Annotated in this window: 8 protein-coding genes and 1 tRNA gene; 6 read left to right on the forward strand and 3 right to left on the reverse strand. The window is 69.8% G+C overall.

Annotated elements, in window-relative coordinates:
• The first annotated feature begins 414 nt into the window (after positions 1 to 414).
• Positions 415 to 1,434: a hypothetical protein gene (locus ACFVT2_RS30875; RefSeq protein WP_390023110.1), complete on the forward strand. Its 1,020-nt coding sequence runs from the start codon at positions 415 to 417 to the stop codon at positions 1,432 to 1,434.
• On the opposite strand, the gene ACFVT2_RS30880 is transcribed toward ACFVT2_RS30875, so the two are convergent.
• Positions 1,398 to 1,790: a hypothetical protein gene (locus tag ACFVT2_RS30880; protein ID WP_390023111.1), complete on the reverse strand. Its 393-nt coding sequence runs from the start codon at positions 1,788 to 1,790 to the stop codon at positions 1,398 to 1,400. The genes ACFVT2_RS30875 and ACFVT2_RS30880 overlap by 37 nt on opposite strands.
• Before the next feature lie 98 nt (positions 1,791 to 1,888).
• On the opposite strand from ACFVT2_RS30880, the gene ACFVT2_RS30885 reads away from it, so the two are divergent.
• Entirely contained in the window at positions 1,889 to 2,116 is a 228-nt protein-coding gene (locus ACFVT2_RS30885) for a DUF4287 domain-containing protein (RefSeq protein WP_100605152.1), read from the forward strand.
• Between the two features lie 80 nt (positions 2,117 to 2,196).
• Here the strand turns inward: ACFVT2_RS30885 and ACFVT2_RS30890 are convergent, their stop codons facing one another.
• Positions 2,197 to 3,033, reverse strand: coding sequence for a Bax inhibitor-1/YccA family protein (locus ACFVT2_RS30890; RefSeq protein WP_390023113.1), 837 nt, complete (start codon positions 3,031 to 3,033; stop codon positions 2,197 to 2,199).
• Between the two features lie 557 nt (positions 3,034 to 3,590).
• Between ACFVT2_RS30890 and ACFVT2_RS30895 the strand changes: the two genes are divergently transcribed.
• Together ACFVT2_RS30895 and ACFVT2_RS30900 are read left to right on the forward strand one after the other, a co-directional pair.
• Complete coding sequence (locus ACFVT2_RS30895; RefSeq protein WP_390023158.1) at positions 3,591 to 6,440, forward strand: CDP-glycerol glycerophosphotransferase family protein; 2,850 nt, start codon at positions 3,591 to 3,593, stop codon at positions 6,438 to 6,440.
• On the forward strand, positions 6,440 to 7,609 hold the full coding sequence (locus tag ACFVT2_RS30900; RefSeq protein ID WP_390023114.1) for a glycosyltransferase: 1,170 nt from the start codon (positions 6,440 to 6,442) through the stop codon (positions 7,607 to 7,609). The genes ACFVT2_RS30895 and ACFVT2_RS30900 overlap by 1 nt, the downstream gene beginning before the upstream one ends.
• A gap of 115 nt (positions 7,610 to 7,724) precedes the next feature.
• Here the strand turns inward: ACFVT2_RS30900 and ACFVT2_RS30905 are convergent.
• Positions 7,725 to 7,806 (reverse strand) — tRNA-Leu (locus tag ACFVT2_RS30905).
• A 486-nt stretch (positions 7,807 to 8,292) separates the two neighbouring features.
• On the opposite strand from ACFVT2_RS30905, the gene ACFVT2_RS30910 reads away from it, so the two are divergent.
• The gene (locus ACFVT2_RS30910) at positions 8,293 to 9,129 is read left to right on the forward strand and encodes an ABC transporter ATP-binding protein (RefSeq protein WP_390023115.1); all 837 of its coding nucleotides are present in this window, start codon (positions 8,293 to 8,295) and stop codon (positions 9,127 to 9,129) included.
• 63 nt (positions 9,130 to 9,192) lie between these two features.
• Positions 9,193 to 11,724, forward strand: a complete 2,532-nt coding sequence (locus ACFVT2_RS30915; protein WP_390023116.1) for an ABC transporter permease — start codon at positions 9,193 to 9,195, stop codon at positions 11,722 to 11,724.
• Positions 11,725 to 11,727 lie beyond the last annotated feature (3 nt).

Here is an 11,727-nt window from a genome sequence, read left to right on the forward strand (position 1 = left end):
GCAAGCGCGCCGAAGGGTGCGCGGGGAAACGGACCAACTCCCGTTCCCCGCGCACCCTTCGCGCTCGTCCGGGCACCGTCCGCGACGGAGAGTGACCCAGGCCACTCGGTGACAAGATCGCGACCCAATCGCCCCCAGGATTGTGACCAACATCCCGAGGGAGCAGCGTTCTTGCAGCTCAGCAGGGGGCCACTACACCCCAGGAGCCCCCATGCCACCCCCTTTTCAGGACATACCACCCTGCGATCTGTCGCCGACTTCGGTCACGCTGTTGTAGGAAGTCGGAGAACAATCTGCTAACGGGAGTACGCCGGTGACCGGTCCGCGACAGTGTGTGCGTATGCCCGGAAGTGAGCGAACCACCGAAAGGTGCGCGCCTCGCGAGTGCGAGGCCGAGCGAAGCGAGGTTTCGGCATGACTGTCACCACCCTCGTCCTGCTGCTGACCGCGGCGGTCGCCGTGGTGCTGGGCGCCGTCGCCCTGTACACCGCCCGTGTGCTGCGCGGCCAGATCACCGCGCTGCACACCGAACTCGTCGCCGCCCGCGCGGACGCCAGCGCCCGCGCCGAGGCCGCGAGCGTGGCCGCCGCGGCGGTCCCGGCCGCCCGCGGGGTGCCGGCCGTCGAGACCCCGCTCGCGGACATACGCGCCGCCGTCGCGGACGCGCTGGCCGAGGAGCGGGAGCGGGAGCTGGCCGAGGCGCGCGCCTTCTGGGCCGCGCAGGAGGCCCGTGACTCCATGAACACGGCGGACGCCCCGTCGCTGTCCGGGCCGCTGCCCGGGCTCGGCGACGACGGCCCGCTCGACGGCCGCGAGGGCCGGCGGGAGTCGTCCGAGCGGCTGGAGCTGGACCGGTTCGACGGCCATCCGTTCGTGCCGCGCCAGGCGGACCTGGCCGGGCTGGAGTCGCTGCTGGGCCCGGAGGCCCTGGAGCCGCTGCCCGCACTGGAGCCCGTCGAGGCCCTGGAGTCGCTGGAGTCGCTGGAGGCCCTGGAGTCCGTCGAGGCGCTGGAGTCCCTGGACGCGCCGGAGTTCGAGCTGGCCGAGGAGACCGAGTCCGCCGAGTTGGCCGCCGCCCGCCGGCGCCACCCCTCGCACCCGGACTTCTCCCCCGTCCCGGCCATCGCCGACCACGAGCGCACCGTGGCGCGCCTGGCGGAGCTGGCCCGTGCGGGCACCCCGCTCGCCGACGTCCGCCCCGGCCCGCTGGGCACCCTGGACGTGTACGTCTTCGCCGACGGCACGACGCTGTGTCTGACCCCCGGGCACCGCGAGACCGCCGAGAGCGTGGCCGGTGCGCTGCGCGACGGCCACACCCCGGTGCTGCTCGGCGGCTCGGGGATCTCCGGGGCCTACGCCCTGACGTTCTCGTGGGGCGAGCGCCGCGACGAGAACGTCTACATCCTCGCCGACCGGGTCATCGCCTCGCTCTGAGCCGCGTCCCGGACCCGTTGCACGGCCTGGGCCAGTTGCTCGGCGAGGGCTGATTTCGCGTCAGCTTCCGGGCCGATCCGGCCATCCGTCGCCGCCAGGGCGGCGACGGTCCGCAGCGCCTCGACGAGGTCGTGACCGGCCACGGCCAGTTGGTCGCCGGCCGCGAACATCCCAGCGTCCGGAAGCTCCCGGGGCCGCTCCCCAGGGCGTTCGATCAGCTGCGCGCGGGCCGCCAAGTCCCGCGCCAGCGCGAGCCCTTCGGCCGCGGCACCGCGGCGCAGGGCGCTCTGCGGCAGCGCCCGGAGGCGGTCGGCGAGCGCGTCCACGGCGGTCTGCAAAGGCGTCACGTCAAGCACAGCGTGAGCCTAGGCGCAACTCCCGGGTGGTTGCCAATGCCCGAACCCTCAGGCACGGTGGGCGGAAGAACCAGCATCGACCGCGTCCGGAGGCGCCGATGTCCCAGTCCTTCTCCGAAGAAACCCACCGGAACATGCTCTCCCGTATCCCGCACTGCACCGGCCGGGATATCTCCGACTGGCTCCGTACCGTCGACGAGGGCCCCGCTCTCGTCCGCTTCGACGAAAAGGTCAGCTGGCTGCGCGGCGCGCACAATCTCTCGCACGGCCACGCCAAAGCGATCGTCCACGAACACGATCTCCGGCGCGCCGCCCGCAAGTTCTGACCGGGCCCGGGGCGTGTCCCGGAACGCGCGAGGGGCCCGCGGGCAGTCGCCCGCGGGCCCCTCGTCCGCTGTACGGGGTGTCAGTCGCGCAGGATCGAGATCAGCCGCAGCATCTCCCAGTAGATCCACACCAGGGTCGTGGTGAGACCGAACGCGGCCAGCCAGGACTCCTCGCGCGGTGCGCCGTACGCGACGCCGTCCTCGACCTGCTTGAAGTCCATGGCGAGGAAGAGCGCGCCGAGGACCACGCCCACGACGCCGAAGAGGATGCCCAGGCCGCCGCTGCGGAAGCCGAGGCCGTCACCCCCGCCGAACACCATGAACAGGAGGTTGACCATCGACAGCAGTACGAAGCCCAGCGCCGCGATCATCACGAAGCGGGTGAACCGCGCGGTGACCCGGACGATCCGGGTCTTGTAGGCGACCAGCATGGCGACGAAGACCGCCATCGTGCCCAGCACCGCCTGCATGGGGGCGCCGTTCATCTTCGGCAGGTCGTTGATGAAGCCGCTGAGCGCGCCGAGGAAGACGCCCTCCAGCGCCGCGTAGCCCAGGATCAGCGCCGGGGCGGGCTTGCGCTTGAAGGACTGGATGAAGCCGAGCACCGTCGCGGCCAGACCGGCGCCGATCGCGAAGCCGAGCTGTCCGGTCAGGAACAGCCAGCCGACGGTGGCACCGACGATGACCGTGCCGAGTGTCAGGCCCGTGCGCAGGACGACGTCGTCCATCGTCATGGGGCGGGTCTGCGGGGTGTACTGCGGCGCCTGGGTGGCGTACGGGTTGGTTCCGGCGTACGGGTTCGCCCCGGCGTACGGGGTGGCGGTGGGACCCCCGGCCTGCGGCGGTGCGGTGAAGCCCGCGTAGCCGCTGCCTCGGCTGAACCCCCGTCGCGAGAAGACCGGGTTGCTGCTCCTCATCTCACTCCTCCATGGCCGCCCTGCGCGGCCTTGACGCAAGCGTAATGGCTTGGCAAAGACGCGTCTCTCGTTCTTGGGCAGGATCTTCCCCCACCCCCACGGAGTACGCGTCCTCTACAGGGAGGACGTTCAGGGAGGCGCCAAGGTGCCCGAACCGGCCGATCGACTACCGGCCGACGCCGGCTTCGTCACATCTGCCGCTGTGTCATATGCCACTCGCCGGCCCACCGGGCGGTCGGGTCCGGCCGCCAGATAGTCCGGACAAAATCCGGGTAATCGATCTTTTCCCGTCGCCGTCGAACGAGCATTTCCCCACCCCGTCAACTCCGGGAGCTGGGGGTCACCGGCATGATCCGAATCCGATAAATGTCTGATCGCGCCGCGCCTACGCAACCGATTGACCAGAGTCGCCGTCATACTGGCTAGCCGGTACCTGCCCTTCCCCGGGCAGTACCCCGTCACCACGTGTAGCGGTCCGGGTGCGGGTGGTCGTAAACCCCGTGTGCAGATGGGGCTATTCTGGCCGGAAACAGCAGCGAAAGAGGGTTGAGGTGCCTGTGCCTGACGTCTCAGTAGTCGTCATTGTCTACAACGACGCCGACCGGTTGCCGACCGCGGTCCAGTCCGTGCTGGATCAGACACTCCGGGACGTCGAGGTGGTGATCGTCGACGATTGCAGCACCGACCGTTCTTTCGAGGTCGCGCAGGCGCTCGCTGCTGCCCACCCCGGGCGGGTCAGAGCCTTCCAGCTGCCGGAGAACAGCGGCGCCGGCGGAGAGCCGCGGAACCTCGGCATTCAGCACACCCGGGGACAGTACGTCATGTTCCTGGACAGCGATGACGTCCTGGAGCACAACGCCTGCCGCAATATGCTGGAGGCCGCCGAGGAAACCGGCTCGGACATCGTCTCCGGCCTCTGCGTCCGGATCCACAAGGACACCCGGAACCAGAAGCGTGACGAGTGGTACGCCTGGCTGTATTCCACGACGCGCACCTTTGAGTCCGTTACGGAATTGCCGGACCTTTTCGTCTGGGACACCCTCTCCACCAACAAGTGCTACCGCCGCGAATTCCTCATCGAGAACGATCTCCGCTTCCCCAAGGGGATGTTCTACGAGGACCTGATGTTTATCGCCGACGCCTATCTCGCGGCGAAGCGCATCACCCTGATCCCCAATCAGGTCTACTTCTGGAACGTCTTCGAGAAGGCCGCCGTGAAGTCGGTGACGAACCGACGGCACGAGATGACCAATTACATCCACCGGCTGGAGGTCCACCGGCGGATCGACGCCGCACTGGTGGAGCGCGGGCTCACCGAGATGAAGCTCGCCAAGGACGTCAAATTCCTCAAGCACGACCTGGTGCTGCACCTGCGGGACCTGCCCTTCCGGGACGAGGCGTACCGCCAGGAGTTCGCCGCGCTCTCCCAGGAGTACCTCGCCGGCCTCGCGCCCGAGGCGTACGAGCGGGTCCTGCCGATACAGGCCATCTGCGCCTACCTGCTCCAGAAGGGCGACTGGGACAACCTCATCCCGGCCGTCGACACCCTCATCAACCGCGACAAGCTCTCCTCGCCGCTCGCCCCGCACGACGGCCGGATCTACTGGTGCGGCGGGCACTTCGACGACGCGTTCGGCCGCCAGGTGCTGGACGTGACCGAGGTCGGCTACCACGAGAAGCCGGTCAACCAGCTGTTCCTGCGCAACCAGCTCACCCGGTTCTCCGAGGCGGGCAGCACCGTCTCGCTGGCCGGGCGGATCACCAACCCGCTCGGAGTGATCCCCGAGGGCGCCAAGCTCAGCGGCGCGCTGGAGTTCAGCGCCCGCCGCCGCAGCCTGCAGTCCTTCAGCTTCCCGATCCAGACGCTGCGCCACGAGGGCGACGCCGTGGTGTGGGAGACCGCAGCGGACGTCACCGCGCGGCTGCGCCCGCTGGGCATCGTCGACACCATCTGGGACGTCCGGCTGCGTCTGAACGTCGACGGGGTGTCCACCACGTCCCGGCTGACGGTGGCCGACACCGAGCTGGCCGGCGGGCCACTGCCGATCCGGCCGCGGCTGACCCGGATGGTCGCCGACCACATCGAGCCGCACGTCTCCTCCAAGGGCCACCTGGCGTTCCGGCTGACCAGCCAGAGCCAGAACGCCGAGCGCGTGCAGGAACTCATCGCCAAGAGCGTCCGCGGCAAGCCGGGGACGCTGGCCAAGAGCGGCTACCGCAAGGCCAAGGCCCTGCGCAAGACGCTGACCTCCGGGGACACCAAGCTCCGGGCGTACCACGAGGTGTTCAGCCGGCTGCCGATCAAGAAGCGCACGGTGGTCTTCGAGAGCCACCTGGGCAAGCAGTACAGCGACAGCCCGCGCGCCATCTACGAGGAGATGCGCCGGCAGGGCCTGAAGTTCGAGGCGATCTGGGCCTACGCCGGGTCCCCGAAGGACTTCCCCAAGGACGCCACGCTGGTCAAGCGCTGGTCGCTGCCGTACCTCAAGGCGCTCGCGCAGGCCGAGTTCTGGGTGGACAACCAGAGCTACCCGCTCAAGCTGACCAAGCGCCCCGAGACCACCTACATCCAGACCTGGCACGGCTCGGCGCTGAAGAACATGGGCTTCGACCAGCCCTCGCTCAAGGCGCAGACCCGCCAGCAGCAGGCCGAGCAGCAGGAGTCGCTGGACCGCTTCGACCGGTTCCTGTGCCGCACCGAGCACGATGCCCGGACGCTGGCCAAGGCGTTCCGCCTGAAGGAGAAGACCCTGCTGCGGGTGGGCTACCCGCGCAACGACGCCCTGGTGCGGGCCCGGCTGCGGGAGGCCGAGCTGGGCCACCGCGAGCGCGGCGCGCTGGCGGCGGAGCTGGGCATCCCCGCGGACAAGAAGGTGCTGCTGTACGCGCCGACGTTCCGTAAGGCGGGCGGCCGGCACGGCCGGTTCGCGCTCCCCTTCGACGTGGAGCGCTTCGCCGACGAGTTCGGCGACCGCTACGTCCTGCTCGTCCGCTCGCACTACCTCAACCACGTGGTGCTGCCGCCGACCGTGCAGGGCCGGGTCATCGACGTCTCCGCGCGCCACGACATCACCCCGATCCTGGAGCTGGCCGACGGCCTGGTCACGGACTATTCGTCGGTGATGTTCGACTACGCACTGCTCGACCGGCCGCTGATGTTCTTCACCTACGACTACGACGAATACGTGCACGAGGGCCGCGGAACGTACTTCGATCTGCTGGAGCACGCACCGGGCCCGGTAGCGCGCACCGAGGAAGATTTCTTCGAGGCCATGGAGTCTTTCGAGTCCCAGCAGCTGGAATACGCCAAGGACCGCAAGGAATTCGTCGCCAAGTTCGGGGAATACGACCAGGGCGACGCCGCACAGAGCATCGTCGACCAGTTCTTTGCGCAGTGGAGCCGTTGATGACCAAGTCGAACGCAGCCGAGCCGCGGGACATCTTCTTCGTCTCCAACAGCGTCAACGAGCTGGGCGGCATCACCAGTTGGTCGCACCAGATGGCGCGCCTGTTCGCCGAGCAGGGCCACCGGGTGCACGTCGTCGGGATCGTGCCGCCGCCCGAGGGCCGGGTCCACGAGCTCGGCCCCGACCTGCCCTACGAGACCACCACTCTGTACGACGCGCACCCGCCGAGCGTCCGCCCGGTGCGGAGCCTGAAGGACAAGCTGAACGTCGTCGAGCAGCGCCGCCGGGCCGCCCGCGAGGCCGGGATGCACGAGCAGGCCGCCAAGATGAGCGCGCTGTTCCGGGCCGCGCAGCCGGGCGGCGTGGTGATCGTCACCCAGGTGTGGGCGATGGAGTGGGTGGCGCTGGCCGACACCGCCGGGCTGGCGGTCATCGGGATGAGCCACGAATCGTTCGAGACCTGCCGCAAGTCGTCCCGGTTCACCCGCGTCAAGCGGTTTTACCAGGACGTCGACCGAATGCTGCCGCTCACCCGGGAGGACGCGGACAAGTGGATCCGGCAGCGGATGGACAACGTCGGCTTCATGCCGAACCCGCTGCCGTTCTTCCCCGACGTCCCCTCGGACCGCTCCCGGAAGGTCGTGGCGAGCATCGGCCGGCTGCACGAGGAGAAGGGCGTCGACCTGCTCCTTGAGGCATGGGCGAAGGTCGCGCCGCAGCACCCGGACTGGACGCTGCGGATCTACGGCTCCGGTGAGGAGGCCGAGGCGCTGCGCAAGCAGGCGGCCGAGCTGGGGGTGGCCGATTCGGTCGAGTGGATGGGGCGGACCGGCGACGTCGCCGGTGCGCTGCGGGAGAGCGCGGTCTTCGCACTGAGCTCGCGCGGTGAGGGCTTCCCGCTCGCGCCGATGGAGGCAATGGCCACCGCGGTGCCGTGTGTGGCGTTCGACGTGGCGCCGGGCGTCCGCGAGATCATCACGGACGGCACCGACGGCTTCCTGGCCCCGCCGGGCAACATCACCGAATTCGCCCGGCACCTCGACACCCTGATGTCGGACGAGGAGCTGCGGGACCGGATGGGCGTCACCGCCCGGGAGAACATCCAGCGGTTCTCGACCGACGAGATTGTCGCCCGCTGGGAGGCGCTGTTCGCGCTCGTGGAGCGCTGAGCGCGGAGCGCGCAATACCGAGGAGGGGCCGCCGGGTTTTCCCGGCGGCCCCTCCTCGACAAGCAAGTTGAATATTCAGGTACTTACGGGTCTTTGTCCCGCTGCCCGCGAGAGGTGCCCGGAGCCGGACTTGAACCGGCACGGCCCGAAGGCCAGCGAGGTTTAAGCTCGCCGTGTCTGCATTCCACCATCCGGGCTTGGGGTCCCCCATGCCACCTCAAAGAAGGCAGCACGAGCGTAGCCCGCAGTGCACCAAGCAGATCGGCCGCTCTTCCCGAGGTTGTCTTATTTTATTGGCAACTGAGGGTGCATCAGTGACCGCCAGGGCCCCCGGCACATGCCTGAAGCCCATGTTCGCCGGTGACTGCCAGGGCGAAATTCGACCCTGAATTGACGAAAACTCGACGCCCGCGCGAGGGCTCCTCGATGCCCTTCCCAGCCCCTCCGGCACCGCCCGCGCGGCTCCCCATCTGCGCCGCCGGCCTCAGGGACGGGCCTCATACCCAGGGATGACGAAGCGGGGGGAGCTAATCCCTGGGGGTGGCCCAAGGACGGTCACACGGGTTGACGTCCGGGCCCGGTGAGCTGCCGGACGATGGAAGCCGATGTTCCACCGCCCACCCGCCGCGGCACCGTGCCGGCGCGGGAGCGGCCCGTTCCCGTCCCGACAGGAGTCCCTTCCCGTGACCACCACCCACTCCGGCGTCTCGCTCGCCGGCCGCAGCACCGCGGTGGCCGCCCGCGCCACGGATCTCTCCAAGGTCTACGGACACGGCGAGACCCAGGTGGTCGCCCTGGACGCGGTCTCCGTCGACTTCCGGCAGGCCCAGTTCACCGCGATCATGGGCCCCTCCGGGTCCGGCAAGTCCACGCTGATGCACTGCATGGCCGGCCTGGACGCGATCTCCGGCGGGTCCGCGAAGATCGGTGACATCGAGCTGACCGGGCTGAAGGACAAGAAGCTCACCCAGCTCCGGCGCGACAAGATCGGCTTCGTCTTCCAGGCGTTCAACCTCCTCCCGACGCTCACCGCCCTGGAGAACATCACCCTCCCCATGGACATCGCCGGCCGGAAGCCGGACCGCGCCTGGCTGGAGCAGGTCGTGGAGACCGTCGGCCTCTCCGGCCGGCTCAAGCACCGCCCGAGCCAGCTCTCCGGCGGCCAGCAGCAGCGCGTGGCGGTGGCCCGCGCCCTGGCCTCCCGGCCCGAGATCATCTTCGCCGACGAGCCCACCGGCAACCTCGACTCCCGCTCCGGCGCCGAGGTCCTCGGCTTCCTGCGCAACTCCGTGCGCGAGCTGGGCCAGACAGTGGTGATGGTGACGCACGACCCGGTCGCGGCGTCGTACGCGGACCGCGTGATATTCCTCGCCGACGGCCGGATCGTCGACGACATGTCCGACCCCAGCGCCGACATGGTGCTGGAGCGCATGCTGGGCTTCTCCGGGGGCGGTGGCGCCGGCGGCTCCGCCGCACGGCCCCGAACCCCCGGTTTCGACACCACGGGCCGCGTCAGCTGACCGGCAGCAGCCACCTTCCCCACCCCGGACACCCCGGACCACTCCTCCAGGACTGACCCACCCATGTTCCGTACCGCCTTGCGCAATGTGCTTGCGCACAAGGCCCGGCTGCTGATGACCGTTCTCGCCGTGATGCTCGGCGTGGCCTTCGTCTCCGGCACCCTGGTCTTCACCTCGACCATCTCCGACGCCCTCCAGTCCACCGCCCGCAAGGGCTTCGACAACGTCGACGTGGCCATCCAGCGGGGTGGCTCCGACCGCCCCGACGCCGCTCCCGGAGCGCGCTCCGCGCTCGACGCGAAGCTGCTGGACACGACCGCGCAGCTGCCCGGCGCCGCCTCCGTCACCGGCACCGTCTCCGGCTTCACCGCCATCGCCGACAAGAACGGCACGATGATCGGTGACGGCTTCTCGACCACCGGCAGCAACTACTCCCCCGGCCACGACGGCACCGACGCCCGCTACCCGCTGCGCAGCGGCGCCGTCCCCAAGGGCCCGCACGAGTTCGCGCTGGACGCCCGCACCGCCGACCTCGGCGGCTACAAGGTCGGCGACACCGTCCGGATATCCGTCGACGGCCCGGTCCGGGAGCAGAAGCTGACCGGCATCTTCACCACCGCCGATGCCCGGGTCCACGCCGGCGGCAGCCTCGCGCTGTTCGACACCGCCACCGCCCAGAAGCTGTTCGCGGCCCCCGGCCAGTTCGACGAGATCGACATCAAGGCCGCGCCGGGCACCTCCCAGACGGCGCTGAAGGACGCGGTGGAGAAGGTGCTCCCCCAGGGCACCGAGGCCACCACCGGCCGTCAACTCGCCGACGACCAGGCGAAGATGATCGCCCAGAGCATGGACGGGGTGAAGACCGCCCTGCTGGGCTTCGCCGGCATCGCGCTCTTCGTCGGCATCTTCATCATCGCCAACACCTTCACCATGCTGGTCGCCCAGCGCACCAAGGAACTGGCGCTGCTGCGCGCGGTCGGCGCCAGCCGCCGCCAGGTCACCCGTTCGGTGCTGACCGAGGCGTTCGTGGTCGGCGTGGTGGCCGCGGTGACCGGTCTGCTGGCCGGTATCGGCATCGGCGCCGCCCTGCGCTCGCTGATGGTCGCCACCGGCGCCACGGTGCCCGACGGCCCGCTGGTGGTCTCGCCCACCACGATCCTGACCGCCCTGGTGGTCGGCATCGTCGTCACGGTCCTGGCCGCCTGGCTGCCCGGCCGCCGGGCCGCGAAGATCCCGCCGGTCGCCGCGATGAACAGCCTGCACGCCACCGCCACCACCAAGTCGCTGGTGGTCCGCAACACCATCGGTGCGCTCTTCGCCGCCGCCGGCACGGCCGCGGTCCTGGTCGCCACCGGAATGTCCGACGGCAAGGTCACCATGGGCGCCGGCGCGGCACTGCTGCTGATCGGCGTGTTCGTGCTGACGCCGCTGCTGTCCCGCCCGCTGATCGCGCTGGCCTCCCCGGTGCTGCGGCTCTTCGGGATCTCCGGCGTCCTCGCCCGGCAGAACGCGGTCCGCAACCCGCGTCGGACGGCCGCCACCGCCTCCGCGCTGATGATCGGGCTGACCCTGATCACCGGCCTGACGGTGATCGCCGGCAGTGTGCAGCAGGGCATCGACAAGATGGCCACCTCCGCGCTCAAGGCCGACTACGTGGTCTCCATGGCGAACCGCTCGCCGCTCTCCCCGGACGTGGCGAAGCAGCTCGCGGCCGCGGACGGAGTCACCGCGTCCAGCCCGCTGCGCAACTCCCCGTCCCGGATCGGCACCACCACCGAGTACCTGACCGGCGTCAACGGCAAGGAGTTCGGCCAGCTCACCCGGCTCGACTTCACCGAGGGCGCCCTCGGGGCGCTGCACGGCGACCGGGCCGTCGTGGACGACACCCTCGCCAAGGAGAAGGGTTGGCACCCCGGCTCCCGCGTCCCGGTGACCTTCGAGGACGGCAAGAAGGGCACGCTGACCATCGGCGGGGTCTACGAGGGCAACCAGGTGATCCGCGGCATCCTCCTGGACAACGGCACGCTGGCCCCGCACCAGAAGCACGCCACCGACATGCAGGTGATGGTCAAGACGCAGCACGGCGCCACCCCCGAGGCCAAGGAATCCCTGGTCAAGGCGCTCGGCAAGAACCCGGCGATCACCGTCGCGGACAAGAAGGACGTCTCCAACGCCATCGCCCAGACGTTCACGCTGATGCTGAACATGGTCTACGGCCTGCTGGCCATGGCGGTGATCGTGGCGGTGCTCGGCGTGATCAACACCCTGGCGATGTCGGTCTTCGAGCGCTCCCAGGAGATCGGCATGCTGCGCGCCATCGGCCTGGACCGCCGCGGCATCAAGCGGATGGTGCGTCTGGAGTCGCTGGTGATCTCGCTCTTCGGCGGGGTGCTGGGCATCGGCCTGGGCGTGTTCTTCGGTTGGGCGGCCGGTGAGCTGATCGGCGGCTCGCTGCCGACGTACGAACTGGTCATGCCCTGGGGCCGGATGGCCGTCTTCCTCGCGGTGGCCGCGCTGGTGGGCGTGCTGGCCGCGCTGTGGCCGGCCCGCCGGGCGGCGAAGCTCAACATGCTCCAGGCCATCAAGGCGGAGTAGCCC

Source organism: Streptomyces sp. NPDC058000 (assembly GCF_042886435.1).
Classification (GTDB): domain Bacteria; phylum Actinomycetota; class Actinomycetes; order Streptomycetales; family Streptomycetaceae; genus Streptomyces.

Coding starts and splice junctions, on each gene's coding strand:
- ACFVT2_RS30875 (WP_390023110.1), top strand. CDS start 415: ATGACTGTCACCACCCTCGTCCTGCTGCTGACCGCGGCGGTCGCCGTG.
- ACFVT2_RS30885 (WP_100605152.1), top strand. CDS start 1,889: ATGTCCCAGTCCTTCTCCGAAGAAACCCACCGGAACATGCTCTCCCGT.
- ACFVT2_RS30890 (WP_390023113.1), bottom strand. CDS start 3,033: ATGAGGAGCAGCAACCCGGTCTTCTCGCGACGGGGGTTCAGCCGAGGC.
- ACFVT2_RS30900 (WP_390023114.1), top strand. CDS start 6,440: ATGACCAAGTCGAACGCAGCCGAGCCGCGGGACATCTTCTTCGTCTCC.
- ACFVT2_RS30915 (WP_390023116.1), top strand. CDS start 9,193: ATGTTCCGTACCGCCTTGCGCAATGTGCTTGCGCACAAGGCCCGGCTG.